Source organism: Rhodanobacter aciditrophus (genome assembly GCF_042679525.1).
GTDB lineage: Bacteria > Pseudomonadota > Gammaproteobacteria > Pseudomonadales > Marinomonadaceae > Marinomonas > Marinomonas aciditrophus.
The window spans coordinates 108,048-126,829 of sequence record NZ_JBHTMN010000004.1 but is presented as its reverse complement, the minus strand read 5'-3'; the positions used below and the strand labels follow the sequence as shown (position 1 = coordinate 126,829).

Sequence of the window (18,782 nt, the reverse complement as noted above, 5' to 3'; positions counted from 1 at the left end):
TTTAGGGCAATGTGCTGAGTTTAGACATTTTTTGCGAGACGAAAAGCAAAAATGCCACGACATGCGTGGCATTTTTTTCATGTTGATGGGAAATGGTTAGGCTTTGAACGATCCATGGGGATCTATAACGAATTTCTTCGCAGCACCGCCATCAAAGTCAGCGTAGCCTTGAGGTGCCTGTTCTAGTGAGATCATTTGCACATTAACAGCGTCAGCGATTTTTACCTTGTCAAACAAGATCGCTTGCATCAGACCACGGTGATATTTCATCACTGGACATTGTCCTGTGTGGAAAGAATGAGATTTTGCCCAACCTAGACCAAAACGCATGCTCAAGGCTCCTTCGCGAGCAGCTTCGTCTTCCGCGCCTGGATCATCTGTGACGTACAAACCAGGGATACCGATCTGACCACCCGCACGAGTAATCTGCATGGCAGAGTTCAATACCGTCGCTGGGGCCTCTTTGTGAGAATTACAGCCACAGCCATGAGCCTCAAAGCCAACACAATCCACGAAGCAATCCACTTCGCGATCATTAATAATGGCTTCGATCTTATCTTCCATGGAACCTTCTTCACGCAGGTCAATGGTTTCACAACCAAAGCTACGAGCTTGGGCTAGACGGTCTTCGATCATATCCCCAACGATGACACAGGCTGCCCCCAAAAGTTGTGCAGACACTGCGGCAGCAAGACCCACCGGCCCCGCTCCAGCGATGTAAACCGTAGAACCTGGGCCGACTCCAGCTGTAACACAGCCGTGGAAGCCAGTTGGGAAGATATCAGACAATAGGGTCAAGTCTTGGATCTTTTCCATAGCTTGGTCGGAATCAGGGAATTTCAGCAAGTTGAAGTCTGCGTAAGGCACCATCACGTATTCCGCTTGGCCACCAACCCAGCCCCCCATGTCTACATAACCGTAGGCTGCACCAGGACGGGCAGGGTTCACGTTTAGACAGATACCTGTAAGACCTGCCTTACAGTTACGGCAGCGGCCACAGGCAATGTTGAATGGCACAGATACTATGTCACCCACATCAACAAACTCAACATCACGGCCTTTTTCCAAAATGATGCCTGTGATTTCATGTCCCAACACTAAGCCTTCTGGTGCCGTTGTGCGCCCTCGAACCATGTGCTGATCACTGCCACAAATATTGGTGGTCAGTACTTTTAGAATAACGCCGTGTTCACACTTACGATCACCTAGCGCCAGCTCTGGGTATGCAATAGGCTCTACTGCTACCTTACCAGGACCTTTGTATACAACTCCGCGGTTAGTCGATTGAGACATATGTAACTCCTGTTGAGTATTGTTTTTATTCGCGGGTTAACGATAGACCTCACGACTTAACTCAATATGCTCAAAAACGACACACACCCTGCACTAAAGCGAAGCATTAAAAAAGCCCGAATAGACTTTCGTTCTACTCGGGCTTTAAATGTTATAAGGTAACAAGATTTTATTTGTCGCCACTAATACGACTGCCAACCGCAGAGCTCTGGCCTCGGTATTTCGCATTCTCACGCTTGTTGTAAGGGCGATCCGCAGGCCCAGACATGGTTTCAAAGTTGATCGCACCAATGGTCATCCCCGGACGCAATGCGATTGGCAACTTACCGCCATTCAAAAACTCAAGCACTATGCCGCCGCTCCAACCTGGATCAATACGATGGGCGGTCACGTGCACCATTAAGCCCAAACGAGCCAAAGATGAACGGCCATCCAGCCATCCCACCAAATCGTCTGGCAAAGTAATCGATTCCATGGTCACACCGAGCACCAACTCACCTGGATGAATGAAGAATGGTTTATCGCCTTCCACGATAATCTCTTCGCTCATGACGGATTCGATGGCACGGTTCAAGTCTTCTTTCGGGCCACTCAAATCCAAATAGGGAGCAGGGTGTCCTTGGAACACTCGAAACGAATTCCCCAATCTTAGATCACACGAAACGCCACTGATCACGCTGTTATCTGGACGGGGTTCGATTTTAATGACGCCATCATCCAAAGCTTGGATAATGTCTCGATCACACAGTCGCATGTTTTACCTCAATCATCACTCATGCCGATGGTCGGCATCGAGAACTGTTCAGAATTGGACGCAAGGGTAGCATCAAGCTTGCGAGCAATCGACAGATATATCTCAGTGATGTCCGAATCAGGCTCACTCAATACCGTCGGTGCGCCTGCATCGGCCTGTTTGCGAATCGCAAGGCTCAATGGCAATTTACCTAATTCTTCTACGTTGTATTCTTCAGACAGGGCCTTGCCACCCTCTTCTCCAAAGATGGCTTCCGCATGGCCACAGTTTGAGCAAATATGGGTAGACATGTTTTCCACGACACCCAATACTGGGATATTCACCTTTTTGAACATCTCCACTCCACGGCGGGCATCCAACAAAGCAATATCCTGTGGTGTGGTCACAATCACAGCCCCTGAAACAGGCACTTTTTGCGAGATGGTTAACTGGATATCACCTGTCCCTGGGGGCATATCGATAAACAGGTAATCCAACCCCTGCCAGTCTGTTTGAGTCAGGATCTGCATCAGGGCACCCGTCGCCATGGGGCCACGCCAAGCCAAGGGGGTTTCTTTAGTGGTTAAAAACGCCATAGACATTACTTTAATGCCATGTGCTTCGGGCGGCAGGAAGTACTTTTCATCACGCACTTGAGGACGAGTATTGGCATCAAACCCCAATAACAAACCTTGGCTTGGGCCATAAATATCCGCATCCAGTATCCCGACCTTATGGCCTTCTTTCGCCATGGCAAGGGCTAAGTTGACCGTGGTAGTGGATTTCCCCACGCCCCCTTTGCCTGAAGCCACCGCGATGATGTGTTTGATGCTTTCTACGCCCACTGGGGCGGATTGATCTGCCGACATGCTTTCTCCTAAGGACCGATTGACATAACGCCAAGGGGTCGTTAATTCACTTTAATGTCTGCCATTCTGGGGGCAAATTGCGGAAAAGCAAGCCCGAAGCTTGCACGATATAAACCGCCACTTATAATGTCGCGGATAATTCTTTACTCATAGTAGCCAAGTGACCGTTTAACGCACACTTTAAGGCTACCAAGCAAACACATATTCTATCCAGCAGGCTTATTTCGAATGGCACATACGCAACGCAAAATACTCGTCACCAGCGCCCTACCTTACGCCAACGGTTCTATCCATTTAGGACACATGCTGGAGCACATTCAAACGGATATTTGGGTTCGCTTTCAAAAGCTACGTGGCAACCTATGTACTGCAGTATGTGCTGATGATGCCCACGGCACAGCCATCATGATTAAAGCCGAGCAAAACGGCATCACTCCTGAGCAATTGATCGATGGGGTTCGCCAAGAACACATGGCAGACTTCAACGACTTCATGATTGGCTACGATAACTACCACTCCACTCACTCGCCAGAAAACCGCGAGTTATCTGAGTCTATTTACAAAGCACTGCGTGATAACGGCAAAATTTCTGTACGTTCTATCACCCAAGCCTACGATCCAGAAAAGCAGATGTTCCTAGCGGATCGTTTCGTTAAAGGGACTTGTCCAAAATGTAAGGCAGAAGACCAATACGGCGACAACTGTGAAGTGTGTTCAGCGACTTACACGCCAATGGAAATGATTGACCCACGTTCAGTGTACTCTGGTGCGACACCGGTTGAAAAAGCCTCTGATCACTACTTTTTCAAACTGCCTGAATTCCAAGAATTCCTCCAGCAATGGACTCGCAGCGGCACCTTACAAGATCAAGTGGCTAATAAACTGTCTGAGTGGCTCGACTCTGGCCTACAAGAATGGGACATCAGCCGTGATGCCCCTTACTTTGGTTTTGAAATCCCAGATGCACCGGGTAAGTACTTTTACGTTTGGCTAGATGCCCCAATCGGCTACATGGCAAGCTTTAAAAACCTATGTGACCGTACCGATAACCTAGAGTTTGGTGATTATTGGAACAAGGACTCAGAAGCAGAGCTCTACCACTTCATCGGTAAAGACATCATCAACTTCCACGCCTTGTTCTGGCCAGCCATGCTGGACTGTGCTGGCTACCGCACACCCACGGCAGTAAATGCCCACGGCTACGTGACCGTAGACGGCGAAAAGATGTCCAAGTCTCGCGGCACCTTTATCAAAGCACGTACCTACTTGAACCACCTTGATCCTCAGTACTTGCGTTACTACTTTGCCGCTAAGCTGAATTCCCGTGTGGACGATATCGACTTAAACCTTGGTGACTTTGTGCAGCGAGTAAACTCTGACGTAGTCGGTAAGGTCGTTAACATCGCCAGCCGCACAGCAAGCTTCATCAACAAGAAATTTGATGGTCAATTGCAAGCCACGCCTGCCAAACAAGAGATGATCCAAGAGTTCATCGATGCGGGCGACCTGATTGCGAATCTATATGAAACGCGTGAATACGGTAAAGCCATGCGTGAAATCATGCGCCTTGCGGACATTGCAAACACCTACATTGCTGACGAAGAACCATGGGTAAAAGCCAAAAACGAAGAGACTCTACCTCAGGTACAAGAGATCTGTTCCGTTTCTCTTAACTTGTTTGCCATCTTGGCGACTTACCTAAAACCTGTATTGCCTAACATGGTGGCGGACGCTGAAGCCTTTTTGAACAAGGAACTCACTTGGGATAACCGTAGCGAGCTACTGTTTGGCAAGTCAGTTAATAAGTTTAAAGCCTTGATGGCACGTATTGAGTCCACTCAAATCGAAGCCATGATCGAAGAAGGCAAAGAAGAAGCCGAGGCCGAAGCTCAAAGCAAGACCGCTGCGGCACCAGAAACAGAGCTCAGCAAAGAGCCCATCGCGGCAGAAATCAACTTCGACGAATTTGCTAAGGTAGATCTACGAATCGCTAAAATCGCAAAAGCCGAGCATGTTGAAAAAGCCAATAAGCTGTTGAAACTGACATTGGATCTTGGTGGCGAGACGCGTACTGTTTTCTCTGGCATTAAATCCGCTTACAAACCTGAAGACTTAGAAGGTAAGCTGACTGTCATGGTAGCCAACTTGGCACCGCGCAAAATGAAATTCGGTTTATCAGAAGGCATGGTTCTAGCAGCAGGTCCAGGGGGCGAAGAAATTTACCTACTTGAGCCTCATGCAGGGGCAAAACCAGGCCAGCGTGTTATGTAAGCATATTAGCTTGTACACCAAGGCCGCCTAGTCTTCTAGGCGGCCTTCGTTTTAAGGAACAAACGTGGCTTATACTTGCCCTGTGCTATTTATATTCTAAAATAAACTAGAATATACGCCGCTTTAGTCTTGTTAGTTATAAGCAGCTTGGTATAGTTACGCTCATCCAAAACCCTCGGGTATTGGTCTTTTCTTCTGTATACAAAAACGCATTTATTGGACGTGAGATGACTGAATATCTCTTAATACTCGTCAGTACCATCTTGGTAAACAACTTTGTCTTGGTGCAGTTCCTTGGGCTGTGTCCGTTTATGGGTGTCTCCAGTAAGCTGGAAACCTCCATTGGCATGGCTATGGCCACCACTTTCGTGCTGACCCTTTCCAGTCTATGCAGTTACCTGACTTTTAACTTCATACTTCAGCCCTTTGGCTTGGAGTATTTGAAGACGATTTCATTCATCTTAGTCATCGCCGTTGTAGTGCAGTTCACCGAAATGGTGGTTCATAAAACCAGCCCACTACTGTACCGAGTGCTGGGGATTTTCTTACCACTGATCACAACTAACTGTGCTGTATTAGGTGTTGCTCTTCAAAACACCTCCAAACAAAACGGCTTTGTGGAGTCCATCTTGTACGGCTTTGGTGCTGCTGTGGGCTTCTCTTTCGTCCTTGTCTTGTTCTCTGCCATGCGCGAGCGAATCAACGTGGCTGATGTGCCCGTGATCTTTAAAGGCTCAGCCATCGGCATGATCACAGCAGGTCTTATGGCCCTAGCATTTATGGGCTTCACTGGCCTAGTGCAGATATAGGAGCCGTTATGCTGACTGTTTTACTTGCTATCGGAATTCTAGTGGTATTGGCGTTAGTCTTTGGCGCCATCTTAGGTTACGCCAATGTCCGCTTCCATGTGGAAGGTGACCCTATTGTCGACCAAATCGACGCCATCCTACCGCAGACTCAATGTGGTCAATGTGGCCATCCAGGATGTCGCCCTTACGCGGAAGCCATCTCAAACGGTGAAGCCATTAACCGCTGCCCTCCGGGTGGTCAAGCAACGGTTCAAGCCTTAGCTGACTTGCTTGACGTAGAAGCCATTCCCCTTGATGGTGGCGAAGAAGAACCTGTACAAAAAGTAGCGGTCATTCGTGAAGACGAATGTATCGGCTGTACTAAATGCATCCAAGCATGCCCAATCGACGCCATCCTCGGCGCTGCGAAACAAATGCACACGGTTATCTCCGACGAATGTACCGGTTGTGACCTTTGCGTAGAACCCTGCCCTGTTGACTGTATCGACATGGTAGAAGTGGGCGTCACCTCACGCACCTGGTCTTGGGATAAACCTCAAGGGGTGGGTGCTCAAGCAGCCAATATTATTGCCACAGATCGTCAAGTGGAGGCGGCACACTGATGCAAACGCCAACGATTTACTCTTTTCATGGTGGCATTCATCCACCAGAAAACAAAGCTCAGTCTCTACAACTACCACTGGGCACACCTAAATTACCAAAAGAGCTGCTGTTACCATTAGGGCAGCACATTGGTCAGGCCTCTCGTCCACTTGTCGTGGAAGGCGAAAAAGTCCTAAAAGGCCAAGCCATCGCCATTAACAATGGTTTTTTATCAAGCTTTTTGCATGCGCCTACGTCCGGCACTATCACTGGGATTGAGCCACGCACCATCGCGCACCCATCTGGTTTGAGCGACATCTGTATTATTTTGACGCCAGATGGTGAGGAAAAGTGGACGGATATAGAGCCACTGGAAAACTGGCAAAGCATCAGTAAAACTGACGTTTTGGCGTACCTTGCGGAAAAAGGCATTGTCGGCATGGGTGGTGCTGGTTTCCCGACTCAAGTGAAACTACAAGGGGCGCATAAGCACCCTCTCAGCCACTTCATTATCAATGCTGCGGAGTGCGAACCCTACATCACGGCAGATGACATGCTGATCCGTGAAAAGACTCTTGAACTGATCCTAGGCATCGAAATACTGCAACACCTGGTGGACGCAGAAAATGTCGTCATTGGCATTGAAGACAACAAACCCACTGCTATCGCTGCGTTACAACAATTGATCCGCGAACGTCAAAGTGACATTCAGGTTGCCGTCGTCCCAACTAAATACCCGTCTGGTGGCGAAAAACAGCTGATCAAGCTACTGACTGATAAAGAAGTTCCTAGTGGTCAACATCCAGCGGACATCGGAATACTATGTCAAAACGTAGGTACCTGTGTGGCGGTTTACGAAGCCATTCAACATGGTCGCCCATTGATCTCCCGTTACACTACTTTGACCGGTGATGCCTTTGGCGCACCACAAAACGTCGAGGTTTTACTGGGTACGCCGATCTCTCATTTGCTCGATTATGCTGATCTAAATGAGAAAAAGCTTCATCGTCTCGTAATGGGTGGCCCTATGATGGGATTCACCTTAGACACCCCAGAAGCCCCTGTGGTGAAAACCACTAACTGTATCTTGGCAGCGTCAACGAAAGAGCTTCCACCACCTGCACCGGAACAAGCCTGTATCCGTTGTGGTATGTGTGAACAAGCCTGTCCAGCAAGCCTCTTGCCACAGCAATTACTTTGGTTTGCCAAAAGCCAAGAACACGAAAAAGCAGAACACTATAACCTATTCGACTGCATCGAATGTGGCGCCTGCTCCTACGTTTGCCCAAGTAGCATTCCCTTGGTGCAATACTACCGCCACTCGAAAGCCGAAATCCGCGATGCCCGAGAATCTGCCGTCAAATCTGACATTGCTAAACAACGCTTTGAAGCACGTAAGGCCCGTCAAGAAGCAGAAGCCGCGGAGAAAGAAGCCAAACGCCTGGCACGTCAAAATGCCGCAGCAGCTAAACCCGCTGCGAAAAAAGCAGCAAAACCAGCCCCTGCAACAAGCGACAAACCAGCGGCACCGGCTGTCAGTGACGAAGCGAAAAAAGCCAAGGTGGATCTGGCCATTGCCAACGCTAAGCTGAAAAAGCTTGAGAAGGCACTATTGGCCGCCCAGGAAAACGAGCACACGGAAGAAATCAACGCCCTACAACTGCAAGTAGATGCGGCTAAGAAAGACATCGCTGAGCTAGAAGCCAAAGTGGCGGCAGCCCCTGCTCCCGCCCCTAAAACCGCACCGGCGAAGCCTGCATTAAGCGACGAAGCCAAAAAAGCCAAAGTGGATGTGGCATTAGCCAGCACCAAGCTGAAAAAAGTCCAAAAACAATTGGCGGAAGATCCTGATAATCAGGAACTAAAAGACAAAGCCGCAGGGTTTGAAAAGGACCTGAAAGAAGCGGAAGCTCGTCTGGCACAATTCGACTCAGCACCTGCACCTAAAGCGGCGCCAGCGAAGCCTGCTTTAAGCGACGAAGCCAAAAAAGCCAAAGTGGATGTGGCCCTAGCCAGTACAAAACTGAAGAAAACTCAGAAACAACTGGCAGAAGATCCTGATAATCAGGAGCTAAAAGACAAGGCCGCTGGGTTTGAGAAAGACCTAAAAGAAGCGGAAGAACGATTAGCCAAACTCAACAGCGCCCCAGCTCCTGCCCCTAAAGCCGCAAAACCGGCCATGTCTGATGACTATAAAAAGGCAAAAGTGGATGTGGCATTAGCCAGCACCAAGCTGAAAAAGGTCAACAAACAGCTTGCGGAAGACCCTGACAATCAGGAACTTAAAGACAAAGCTGCAGGGTTTGAAAAGGACCTTAAAACCGCCGAAGCCGCATTAGCCGCTCTGGAAGCTCAACCAGCAGCAGATGACGCTAAGCCTAATAAGGCCGACAAGCCAAGCTCTGACAACTCTGCGCCGAGCGCGGACGAAGATACCCTGCGCAAGCTAAAAATAGACGCAGCCATTGCTAAAGCGGCTATGAAAAAGGCGGATAAAGCCTTGGCTAAAGCAAAAGAAATGGGGTCTGACGATGTGGCCAGCTTAGAAGCTCAGGCCGCAAAAGCCAAAGCCCATGCAGAAGCTATGGAACAAGCCCTTGAAAACGGCGCCCCCTTGCCAGCATCCACACCCAAAGCGGATCCAGCGGAGAAAGCCAACGATGCTGTTGCTGGCATCGCAGATCAGCTGAAAAAGCAAAAAGTGGCGGCCGCCCTCGCAAAAGCTCAGGTTAATAAGCTTAAGCGCTTATTGGCCGCAGATCCCGAGGCAGAAGCCTTACAAAAAGATCTGGCAGATGCAGAGCAAAAGCAACGGGACGAAGAAGCCAAACTAGAACAGTTAACCAACACGCAAGAGAATCGTTAAATGTCATTGCTGCGTATCACCTCTCCACATACTCACCGAGCTGGCCAACGCACTGCTTGGGTCATGCAGATGGTTATTTTAGCGACCATTCCAGGTTTATTGGTTCAAACTTGGTTGTTTGGCTTTGGCACCCTGATTAATTTAGTGATTGCCTGTATCACCGCACTGGTTGGCGAAGCGTTAATATTAAAAGCACGCAAACGCCCGGTTGGCTTTTTCTTAAAAGATTTTAGCGCCCTGTTAACAGCCGTACTACTGGCATTAGCCTTGCCGCCTACCGTGCCTTGGTGGCTAACCGTCACAGCGGTTGGTTTCTCCATTATTTTTGCCAAACAAGTTTACGGCGGCCTAGGGAACAACCCATTCAACCCAGCTATGGTTGGCTACGCCATCTGTCTTGTTTCCTTTCCAGTACCTATGACCCAATGGATTGGCGCGTCAGAGTTAGTGCAAGCGGGAGCAACACCGAGCTTCTCAGACAGCCTTGCTGCCATCTTTGGCACCCTACCCACGGTAGACTCTTACACCATGGCAACGCCTTTGGACGCCTTCAAACACAAAGAAGGCATGATGAACGATGAGGCCTTTGCGTCGATTCTAGGCCTACAGGGAGCCAACCTATCTAATTGGTTATGGGTAAACCTTGCGTACCTTGCGGGGGGGCTCATGCTCATCTGGTTGCGCATTATTACTTGGCATACACCCGTTTCTCTTTTAGCGGCTCTAGCCGTGATGGCAGGGGTCTTCTATGTAACCGATCCAAGCAATGCTGCAACACCTTTATTTCACCTGACCACTGGTGCTGCCATGTTTGGGGCCTTCTTTATCGCCACAGATCCAGTCAGCTCTTGCACCAGCAATAAGGGTAAACTGTTTTACGGTGCCGGCATCGGCATCTTAGTTTTTATCATTCGTACTTGGGGTGGCTACCCAGACGGTATCGCCTTTGGTGTTCTGTTAATGAACTTTGCTGCACCTCTGATTGATTACTACACACAGCCTCGCGCTTACGGCCATAAAAAAGCCAAGAAAGGACTGAACATAGGAGGCGATAAGTAATGAACATTTTAGCGTCTATTCGCCGCAACAGCTTAGGTCTCGCGTTATTTGCTGTGTTAACTGCTGGGTTGATTGCCGTCACTCACCAACTGACCGAGCACACCATTGCAGACAATATCGTCACTGCTCAGTTAAACGCCTTCAATGAGATTTTGCCTGCGGATCGTTATACCAATGATTTGCCCAACGACACCGTAATGCTGAATCCAGACCCATTATTAGGGTCAGCGGAACCCGTAAAAGCCTTTATTGCTCGCAAAGAGGGTCAGGTTACAGCGATTATCTTTCAAACCATTGCACCGGGTGGCTATAACGGTAACCTTGATCTATTAGTTGCAGTAGATCGTGATGGCGTCGTCACCGGCTCACGGGTTATCAGCCATAAAGAAACCCCAGGACTAGGAGATAAGGTTGATCTACAGAAGTCCGATTGGATCTTGTCATTTGCAGGAAAATCTCTCGACAACCCAGAAGAACGTCGCTGGAAAGTCAAAAAGGACGGCGGTACATTTGACCAATTTACAGGGGCGACCATCACCCCAAGAGCCGTGGTCCGTGCTGTTAAAAACACGCTGATTTATTTTAAACAAAACGAAGACGCGCTGTTGTCGCGTTAGGATGAGTTATGAGCGCTGAACAAACTCTTACCAATGAAGATGTCGCTGATACCCCAGCATTAGAAGGTCCAAATTATAGGGAAATCCTTTACAACGGCATCTGGAAAAACAACCCAGCCCTTGTGCAATTACTGGGGCTTTGTCCATTACTTGCGGTGACCAGTACCATTGTGAATGCGATCGGTCTAGGACTTGCAACCACTATAGTGTTAATGGGCTCAAACATAGCCGTATCTTTGATCCGAAACTATGTCTCTGACGCGGTGCGCCTACCGGCATTTGTCATGATCATCGCCTCTTTTACTACCTGTATTGAGCTGATCATGCAGGCGTATACTTACGAGCTGTATCAGATTCTTGGTATCTTCATTCCATTGATTGTGACCAACTGTGCCATTCTCGGCCGTGCAGATGCCTTTGCCAGCCGCAATCCGGTCTTACCATCTACCCTTGACGGCTTAATGATGGGATTAGGCTTCACCATGGTGTTGGTGCTATTAGGTGGGATGCGTGAGCTGATCGGTCAAGGCACGTTATTCACCGATATGCACTTGCTGTTTGGCGATATGGCCACCCACTGGAAGCTAACGGTATTTTCTGACTACCCAAATGTGCTGTTTGCTATCTTACCTCCAGGCGCTTTTATTGGTCTTGGTCTCTTGATTGCCATTAAAAACTACTCAGATGAAAAAGAGAAAGAGCGCATCGCCAAAGCACAAGCGGGTCAAGAAAAAGTTTCTCGCCGAGTCCGAGTAACAGACTAGCCGTTGACGATCAAACGAGGATTACAGTGAACAAAGCCAAACGCCAAGAGATTTTCACTCGCCTGCGAGCAGAGAACCCAAATCCTGTGACCGAGTTGGAGTACAGCTCACCGTTTGAACTATTGATCGCTGTCCTGTTGTCTGCCCAAGCCACGGATGTGAGTGTTAATAAGGCCACCCGCAAGCTCTTTCCTGTGGCCAATACACCAGAAGCCATGTATGCACTCGGGGTAGATGGCTTAAAGGAATACATTAAAACCATTGGTCTGTTTAATGCGAAAGCTGAAAACGCCATAAAAACCTGCCAGATGCTGATCGAAAAGCATAACAGCCAAGTACCTGAAACCCGGGAGGCCTTAGAAGCGCTCCCCGGTGTGGGACGCAAAACCGCGAACGTGGTCCTTAACACAGCGTTTCGCCAAGTCGCTATGGCCGTCGACACCCATATTTTTCGTGTCTCAAATCGCACTAAGATCGCCCCCGGCAAAAACGTTCTTGAGGTTGAAGACAAGCTACTGCGCTTTGTGCCAAAAGAATTTCTACTGGATGCCCACCACTGGCTGATTCTCCATGGCCGCTATATTTGCACCGCACGCAAGCCTAAATGTGATGCCTGCACCATAGAAGACCTTTGCGAGTTCAAAGAAAAAACCTCCACCTAATAGTTAAATAAAACTTAAATAAGTTTAAATAAGTTAACGTTTAACGAAACTGAATACGTGGCATTCTGAGCTTATCAAAAGTACAGAACGAGAGAACGCCACATGTCAAAACTCACCCAAAAACAGCTCGATTCCCATTGGATGCCCTATACTGGCAACCGAGAATTTAAACGTGATCCCCGTATTATTGCCTCAGCAGATGGTTGCTTTTACAAAGACGACCAAGGCCGAGACATCTTTGATGGCCTATCTGGATTATGGACCTGTGGCTTAGGACACAATGTCGCGCGCATCAATGAAGCCGTTGCCCAGCAGGTTAAAACCCTAGACTACTCCCCTGCTTTTCAATTCGGTCACGAAAAGTCGTTCCAATTGGCTGAGAAAATCACTGAATTCATGCCACCTGAGCTAAATCGTATTTTCTTCACTGGTTCGGGTTCTGAGTCTGTTGATACGGCATTGAAAGTGGCACGTGCCTACTGGCGTAAAAAAGGCAAAGGGACTAAGACCAAATTTATTGGTCGAGCAAAAGGCTACCACGGGGCTGGGGTGTCTGGTTTTAGTGTTGGCGGCATCCCTGCCAACCGCACTCTTTATGGCCAAGGCTTGGATTCTTACCATCTACCCCATACACAAGCCCCAGGCACTGAGTTCACTCAAGGCATGTCCGATGTGGGCGCAGAGCGAGCGGATGCGCTGTTGGACTTGATCACCATGCACGACGCTTCAAACATCGCGGCGGTTATTGTTGAGCCTATGTCAGGCTCCGCTGGGGTCATTATTCCACCACAAGGGTATCTACAGCGTTTGCGTGACATCTGTGATCAACACGACATTTTATTGGTGTTTGATGAAGTCATCACAGCGTTTGGCCGTATGGGCGCAAACACGGGCTCAGAGGCGTTTGGCGTAACACCTGACATCATAACTATGGCCAAACAAGTGACCAACGGTGTCATCCCTATGGGGGCTGTTGCCTTCAAAGAAGAAATCTACGACACCTTTATGGAGCAAGGTGGCCCAGATTACATGCTAGAGCTGCCCCATGGTTACACTTACTCCGCTCATCCAGTTGCCTGTGCCGCTGGTCTAGCCTCTTTGGCAGAGATACAAGAACAGGGTCTGGTTGAACAAGTACGTAACAACAGCCGCTATTGGGAAGAAGTGGTCCATAGCCTACGTTCTAGCTCTGAACTGATCACTGACATCCGCAACTATGGTTACGCCGCGGGCATCACCATCGCTGCACCTGATGGCCAACCTGCTCGCCGCCCTTATGAAGTGGCTATGGAAATGTGGGCGAAGGGCTTCTACGTACGCTATGGAGGTGACACTATTCAGCTGGCTCCACCATTTATTGCGGAACGAGAAGAGTTAGACCGCATGATCAATGCCCTAGGGGAATCCTTCGGCAAGCTTTAAGCACCAAAGGCCTCAGGCAAGAAGTCGCCTGAGGCCTTGTTTTGCTGTTCACAGGACAAGATTTCACTATAATCGTAGTCAATAAGATTGGTACGGAATGTTAGTGTGGCAAAATCTCAATTCCCTTATGTGCGTTGCTTTTGGGCTGGCACCCTTTTTCTAACCAATGGCAAAAGCATGGCTGTCCACTGCACTCACATTTCTAGAGAACGCGTTGAGGTCGAAGCACCAGGTGGTCTGCAAGGCTCCACCAAGGTCAAACTTGAACTCCAAGCCAGCAACAACGGCAAACAAAAGTTAATCAAAGCCATTTGTCTGCCATCCCTAGATGTATTAAACGAACATGATAAGCATTACATCAAGATGATATTTCACAACATAGCAGAAGAAGACAAAGTCTTCATCGACCAGTTTGTGAAAGCCCATAGCTAGCCCTATTTCACGCTTAACAGCATAAAAAAGGGCGCCCCATAGGCGCCCTTTTTGTTTAACAGCAAATCTTATGCTGTCATCACATCTTCAAACAGCTGCAACATCTTGTCCCCATCAACTTCCATACAAACCTGTGTCATTGGCACATCGTTCCAATAAGGTTCTGGGTATTCCATGCCTTCTGGAGCAAAGATTGTTTGACCAACGCCGATCCCTTCACAAGCCACTCGCACAGCCCCTAGTTCCACAGCAAAGATGCTAGGATCTAATAGGTAAGCAATGGTGGAGGCATCATGGAAGTAACAACCCTCCACACCAAAGCGGTCACTGTAAAATTTGATGTAAAACTGGGCGCAGTCGTACAAGAAGGTTCCCTGCTCTGGGTTCTTCGCCTTAATACGCTCCAACACAGTATTGCCAAGCAATACCTGATGGGTCACATCCAACCCAACCATGGTCACTTGCCAAGGCGCTGTGAACACCGCATCCGCCGCGTGGGGTTCATTGATAATATTGGCCTCGGCCACAGGTGAAACGTTGCCATATTCGATGGCTGTACCACCCATAAGAACAACTTCGTCCACTAGGTTTGCCACTTCAGGATCAAGCTCAAGCACCTTACCTAGGTTCCCCAAGGGACCTAAAGCAACAATGGTGACTTCCCCAGGGTATTTGCGTACTTGCTCAATGATGAACTCAGCAGCGCTTTGCTCTAGGGCTTGTTTGCTTGGGGCAGGATAATCAATGTTACCAAAGCCATCTTTACCATGGACAAAGTCAGGGAAAGGACGCGGTGCTTGTTTGGACGGCACGGCAACACCCCCTGCCACAGGCACATCAACCCCTGCGATTTCTGTCAGAGTCAGAGCATTTTGCGTAGCAATTTCAACCGGTACGTTGCCATAGGTAGTCGTTAACCCTAGAACCTCTAATTCTTTGGCTTGAAAGGCAAAGAAGATGGCCATTGCATCATCAATACCCGGATCCGTATCAATAATAATTTTTCGTGTCATGTGATTCTCGTTATCTCATTAATTCTGCTTTGCTAGGAAATCTGTGACTTCCTCTAGCGTTGGGATGGACGGTGCAGCCCCCATTCGGGTCACTGCAATAGCAGACGCAGCACAGGCTGTCCGCATGGCCGTTTCATAATTTGAACCACGCTGTAACTCCGCCAAACAAAAGCCAATGAAGGTGTCCCCTGCGGCCGTGGTATCTTTGGCCTCAACGTTGAACGCAGGCACTTGCAAGTCTTCTGCCTTGGAAAAGTACCGCACTCCGTCTTTACCTAGGGTCATCATGACGGCTAAGTCAGGGTATTGCTCTGGCAAAATGCGCGCTGCATCTTCTATGGTGTCCGCCTTGGCAAGATCCATTGCTTCCACTTCATTAACAATCAGCAAGTCAATAAAGGGCAACACTTTGCGGGTTAAGTCAGCGTCCATAGGGGCAGGGTTAAAAGCCACCTTGGCACCTGATGCCTTTGCCCACTCTAAGGTTTCTGCCACTAGGTTGGTTTCATTTTGCAATAACACCCAATCGTCATCTGTGGCACCTTCTAGCACCTTGCGCACACCTGACTCAGTCAGTGTGTGGTTCGCACCCGCGTACAATATAATGCAGTTTTCCGCAGCAGGAGTCAGCTGAATGATGGCATGGCCCGAGGCTTCTTGCACCTGAGCAATCTCGTCTGTATTCACACCAAAGTCTTTCAGTTGCTGCAATATGTGTTGGTCACCCTGATGGATGGCCCCCACATGTTTTACGTTCGCTTGAGCTTTTGCCAAGGCGACGGACTGATTTGCCCCTTTACCTCCCAACACTTGCTGATAGCTGGTTGAGCTCATGGTCTCACCTGGGCGAACAAAGTGGTCCACCTCATATAGGTGATCAATGTTAATGGAACCGATGTTAAAAACGGTCATAAGCTACCTTGTTTTCATTTTATTAACCAAACAGTCAATAAGAACATTTTTCCGCTTTGATTAAAATAGCTGGCTCAAGGGAAAGATCAAGGGGCATAAAAAAACGCCCACTCTGTACAGAGTGGGCGTTTTTAAAATTCTAGCTCAAAGAGCGCGTTGATTAGTCGCGATCTAGGAAAGTACGGCCTTTCTGAGCAGCGATACGCATACGTAGAGCGTTAAGCTTGATGAAGCCTGCCGCGTCTTTCTGGTCGTAAGCACCCGCATCGTCTTCGAAGGTAGCGATTGTGCTATCGAATAGGCTGTATGGAGACTCACGGCCTTCAACGATTACGTTACCTTTGTACAGTTTCAAACGAACCGTACCCGTTACGAATTCTTGAGAAGCGTCGATCAATGCTTGCAGCATACGGCGCTCTTCTGACCACCAGAAGCCGTTGTAGATCACTTTCGCGTACTTAGGCATGATCTCATCTTTCAGGTGAGCTGCTTCACGGTCAAGTGTGATGGATTCCATTGCACGGTGAGCTTTCAGAAGGATGGTGCCCCCTGGAGTCTCGTAACAACCACGTGACTTCATCCCTACGAAACGGTTTTCAACTAGGTCATCACGACCGATACCGTTTGCGCCACCGATTTTGTTCAGTGTTTCAAGGATAGTCGCTGGAGACATTGCTTCGCCGTTGATGGACACAGCATCACCTTTTTCGAAGCCAAGCTCGATGATTGTTGGCTCATCTGGAGCTTGCTCAGGCGATACAGACCAACGCCACATATCTTCTTCAGCGCTCGTCCATGGATCTTCTAGAAGATCGCCTTCGTAAGAGATGTGAAGAAGGTTCGCATCCATTGAGTAAGGAGATTTCTTCTTAGCATTGGAGAAGTCTACTGGGATTTCGTGTTTTTCACAGTAAGCCATTAGGGTTTCACGGGACGTTAGGTCCCATTCACGCCAAGGAGCGATTACTTGAACACCTGGTTTAAGAGCGTATGCACCTAGCTCGAAACGAACTTGGTCATTACCTTTACCGGTTGCACCGTGAGAAATCGCATCAGCACCGGTCTCGTTAGCGATTTCGATCAAACGCTTAGCGATAAGAGGACGAGCGATAGAGGTACCTAGTAGATACTCACCTTCGTATACTGTGTTCGCACGGAACATAGGGAATACGAAGTCACGTACGAATTCTTCGCGTAGGTCTTCGATGTAGATTTCTTTAACGCCCAACGCTTGAGCTTTCGCGCGAGCTGGCTCTACTTCTTCGCCCTGACCCAAGTCAGCGGTAAAAGTTACCACTTCACACTGATACTCTTCTTGAAGCCACTTCACGATTACTGAAGTGTCTAGGCCGCCAGAGTAGGCTAGCACTACCTTCTTCACGTCAGACATTCTCTTTCTTCTCCTCAACGAGACGCTGCACAGCCCAATCAAAATGGACTGCACGCAGTTAAACTAAAAATAGGCCGTTAGTGTAAGTTTTCGCCCCTTAGTTAGCAAGGGGCGCGGGGGGATATCCGCCCCTAGGAGCGATATTTCAAGGGCGTTATTGGCTTGGTTCAGATAAAGATTGCGGATTCAATCCCATACGCTCCAAACGGATGGTCACGCGTCGGTTACGCTCTCGTCCATCAGAAGCCCGATTATCCGCAACTGGATAACGTTCACCATGATAACGGGATACGATTTTTTCTGGAGGTACTCCCTTCTGCAACAGATATGCTGTGACCTTCTCTGCACGGGTTTTAGAGAGTTCTCGGTTATCCCGACGAGTCCCTATGATGTCTGTGTGACCATCAATGTAAATATATTCAATGGTAGGATCGGCTTCCACGTAAATAGCAATCAGGTCTAAGCGACGTTTAATACGATCTGTGAGCTCTGAGCCGTTGGTAGGAAACAAAGCAGCAGTACGAGAAATCTGATCGAAGTTAACCGGTAGCAAACTCGCCATACAACGGCGAAATTCATTATAAGCAGGGTTAAAATTAATGTTGCTCAGTGCCACTTCTACGTTTTCGCGGCCATTCTCCCATGCGGTACCCGCCACCACCGGATGTAAGCCTCTATCAAGACTGGTGAGCATTTGCTCTGCCACCTTGCCCCCTACTTCAACCGTTAACCCGTAACCTGGGTACGGCATCACATCAAGAGTCTTAGGGGACAGCCCCGGCATCCAACTGGGCGCTTGGGAAATAATAAACACTTGCCCTGGCCCAAGCTTCTCGTTTTCTGGGTGCAGGATAAACTTCATGGGCTCCCCTGCTTCCTTGATAAACTCCCCTTCACCAAAATGCGGTACAGGGTGAACCAACTTGCAAGCAAAGATGTCTCCAGAAAGGGACCATTGGGAGTTTTCGATCTGAGACTCAAAACGCGTCACAGCCATGCTTTGGGATGCGAACATAAGGCTCGACGTAACGAACAAGGTCGTAATGAGATGTGAGGCTTTCAAAGTTAACAGTTCTCGTTCTAGGCTT

General features: G+C 48.7%; 17 protein-coding genes. 10 read left to right on the top strand and 7 right to left on the bottom strand.

Annotation, left to right across the window (positions count from 1 at the left end):
* Positions 1-96 precede the first annotated feature (96 nt).
* From fdhA to apbC, 3 genes are all read right to left on the bottom strand, one after another.
* A complete protein-coding gene (gene fdhA, locus ACFQ45_RS03325) occupies positions 97-1,293 on the bottom strand; it encodes a formaldehyde dehydrogenase, glutathione-independent (RefSeq protein WP_377365318.1) in 1,197 nt (398 codons plus the stop codon).
* A gap of 169 nt (positions 1,294-1,462) precedes the next feature.
* Complete coding sequence (dcd, locus tag ACFQ45_RS03320) at positions 1,463-2,047, bottom strand: dCTP deaminase (RefSeq protein WP_377365316.1); 585 nt, start codon at positions 2,045-2,047, stop codon at positions 1,463-1,465.
* 8 nt (positions 2,048-2,055) lie between these two features.
* The gene (gene apbC, locus ACFQ45_RS03315) at positions 2,056-2,895 is read right to left on the bottom strand and encodes an iron-sulfur cluster carrier protein ApbC (RefSeq protein WP_377365314.1); all 840 of its coding nucleotides are present in this window, start codon (positions 2,893-2,895) and stop codon (positions 2,056-2,058) included.
* Positions 2,896-3,123: 228 nt separating this feature from the next.
* Here apbC and metG point away from each other — a divergent pair, with 228 nt between their 5' ends.
* The 10 genes from metG to ACFQ45_RS03265 all read left to right on the top strand — a co-directional run bounded on the left by metG (position 3,124) and on the right by ACFQ45_RS03265 (position 14,379).
* Positions 3,124-5,166 carry a methionine--tRNA ligase gene (gene metG, locus ACFQ45_RS03310; protein WP_377365312.1) on the top strand — a complete coding sequence of 681 codons (2,043 nt, stop codon included), beginning with the start codon at positions 3,124-3,126 and terminating at the stop codon, positions 5,164-5,166.
* A 227-nt stretch (positions 5,167-5,393) separates the two neighbouring features.
* Positions 5,394-5,975: an electron transport complex subunit RsxA gene (gene rsxA / locus ACFQ45_RS03305; protein WP_377365311.1), complete on the top strand. Its 582-nt coding sequence runs from the start codon at positions 5,394-5,396 to the stop codon at positions 5,973-5,975.
* 8 nt (positions 5,976-5,983) lie between these two features.
* Entirely contained in the window at positions 5,984-6,577 is a 594-nt protein-coding gene (gene rsxB / locus ACFQ45_RS03300) for an electron transport complex subunit RsxB (protein WP_377365310.1), read from the top strand.
* A complete protein-coding gene (rsxC, locus tag ACFQ45_RS03295) occupies positions 6,577-9,423 on the top strand; it encodes an electron transport complex subunit RsxC (protein WP_377365308.1) in 2,847 nt (948 codons plus the stop codon). The genes rsxB and rsxC overlap by 1 nt, the downstream gene beginning before the upstream one ends.
* A complete protein-coding gene (gene rsxD, locus ACFQ45_RS03290; RefSeq protein WP_377365306.1) occupies positions 9,424-10,482 on the top strand; it encodes an electron transport complex subunit RsxD in 1,059 nt (352 codons plus the stop codon).
* Positions 10,482-11,099, top strand: coding sequence for an electron transport complex subunit RsxG (rsxG, locus tag ACFQ45_RS03285; protein WP_377365304.1), 618 nt, complete (start codon positions 10,482-10,484; stop codon positions 11,097-11,099). The genes rsxD and rsxG overlap by 1 nt, the downstream gene beginning before the upstream one ends.
* Positions 11,100-11,107: 8 nt before the next feature.
* A complete protein-coding gene (locus tag ACFQ45_RS03280) occupies positions 11,108-11,863 on the top strand; it encodes an electron transport complex subunit E (protein ID WP_377365302.1) in 756 nt (251 codons plus the stop codon).
* A gap of 26 nt (positions 11,864-11,889) precedes the next feature.
* Positions 11,890-12,525: an endonuclease III gene (gene nth / locus ACFQ45_RS03275; RefSeq protein WP_377365300.1), complete on the top strand. Its 636-nt coding sequence runs from the start codon at positions 11,890-11,892 to the stop codon at positions 12,523-12,525.
* A gap of 102 nt (positions 12,526-12,627) precedes the next feature.
* Complete coding sequence (locus ACFQ45_RS03270) at positions 12,628-13,947, top strand: aspartate aminotransferase family protein (RefSeq protein WP_377365298.1); 1,320 nt, start codon at positions 12,628-12,630, stop codon at positions 13,945-13,947.
* Positions 13,948-14,052: 105 nt separating this feature from the next.
* On the top strand, positions 14,053-14,379 hold the full coding sequence (locus ACFQ45_RS03265; RefSeq protein WP_377365296.1) for a hypothetical protein: 327 nt from the start codon (positions 14,053-14,055) through the stop codon (positions 14,377-14,379).
* 68 nt (positions 14,380-14,447) lie between these two features.
* Here the strand turns inward: ACFQ45_RS03265 and ACFQ45_RS03260 are convergent, their stop codons facing one another.
* The 4 genes from ACFQ45_RS03260 to ACFQ45_RS03245 all read right to left on the bottom strand — a co-directional run bounded on the left by ACFQ45_RS03260 (position 14,448) and on the right by ACFQ45_RS03245 (position 18,709).
* Positions 14,448-15,392, bottom strand: coding sequence for a nucleoside hydrolase (locus ACFQ45_RS03260; protein ID WP_377365294.1), 945 nt, complete (start codon positions 15,390-15,392; stop codon positions 14,448-14,450).
* An 18-nt stretch (positions 15,393-15,410) separates the two neighbouring features.
* On the bottom strand, positions 15,411-16,304 hold the full coding sequence (locus ACFQ45_RS03255; RefSeq protein ID WP_377365293.1) for a ribokinase: 894 nt from the start codon (positions 16,302-16,304) through the stop codon (positions 15,411-15,413).
* 160 nt (positions 16,305-16,464) lie between these two features.
* Positions 16,465-17,694 carry an argininosuccinate synthase gene (locus ACFQ45_RS03250; protein ID WP_377365291.1) on the bottom strand — a complete coding sequence of 410 codons (1,230 nt, stop codon included), beginning with the start codon at positions 17,692-17,694 and terminating at the stop codon, positions 16,465-16,467.
* A 154-nt stretch (positions 17,695-17,848) separates the two neighbouring features.
* Complete coding sequence (locus ACFQ45_RS03245) at positions 17,849-18,709, bottom strand: flagellar protein MotY (RefSeq protein WP_377365290.1); 861 nt, start codon at positions 18,707-18,709, stop codon at positions 17,849-17,851.
* Between the last annotated feature and the right edge of the window lie 73 nt (positions 18,710-18,782).

Coding starts and splice junctions, on each gene's coding strand:
- ACFQ45_RS03255 (WP_377365293.1), bottom strand. CDS start 16,304: ATGACCGTTTTTAACATCGGTTCCATTAACATTGATCACCTATATGAG.
- rsxA (WP_377365311.1), top strand. CDS start 5,394: ATGACTGAATATCTCTTAATACTCGTCAGTACCATCTTGGTAAACAAC.
- ACFQ45_RS03245 (WP_377365290.1), bottom strand. CDS start 18,709: ATGTTCGCATCCCAAAGCATGGCTGTGACGCGTTTTGAGTCTCAGATC.
- metG (WP_377365312.1), top strand. CDS start 3,124: ATGGCACATACGCAACGCAAAATACTCGTCACCAGCGCCCTACCTTAC.
- ACFQ45_RS03250 (WP_377365291.1), bottom strand. CDS start 17,694: ATGTCTGACGTGAAGAAGGTAGTGCTAGCCTACTCTGGCGGCCTAGAC.
- ACFQ45_RS03280 (WP_377365302.1), top strand. CDS start 11,108: ATGAGCGCTGAACAAACTCTTACCAATGAAGATGTCGCTGATACCCCA.
- rsxC (WP_377365308.1), top strand. CDS start 6,577: ATGCAAACGCCAACGATTTACTCTTTTCATGGTGGCATTCATCCACCA.
- rsxD (WP_377365306.1), top strand. CDS start 9,424: ATGTCATTGCTGCGTATCACCTCTCCACATACTCACCGAGCTGGCCAA.
- rsxG (WP_377365304.1), top strand. CDS start 10,482: ATGAACATTTTAGCGTCTATTCGCCGCAACAGCTTAGGTCTCGCGTTA.
- ACFQ45_RS03260 (WP_377365294.1), bottom strand. CDS start 15,392: ATGACACGAAAAATTATTATTGATACGGATCCGGGTATTGATGATGCA.
- rsxB (WP_377365310.1), top strand. CDS start 5,984: ATGCTGACTGTTTTACTTGCTATCGGAATTCTAGTGGTATTGGCGTTA.
- dcd (WP_377365316.1), bottom strand. CDS start 2,047: ATGCGACTGTGTGATCGAGACATTATCCAAGCTTTGGATGATGGCGTC.
- apbC (WP_377365314.1), bottom strand. CDS start 2,895: ATGTCGGCAGATCAATCCGCCCCAGTGGGCGTAGAAAGCATCAAACAC.
- fdhA (WP_377365318.1), bottom strand. CDS start 1,293: ATGTCTCAATCGACTAACCGCGGAGTTGTATACAAAGGTCCTGGTAAG.
- ACFQ45_RS03270 (WP_377365298.1), top strand. CDS start 12,628: ATGTCAAAACTCACCCAAAAACAGCTCGATTCCCATTGGATGCCCTAT.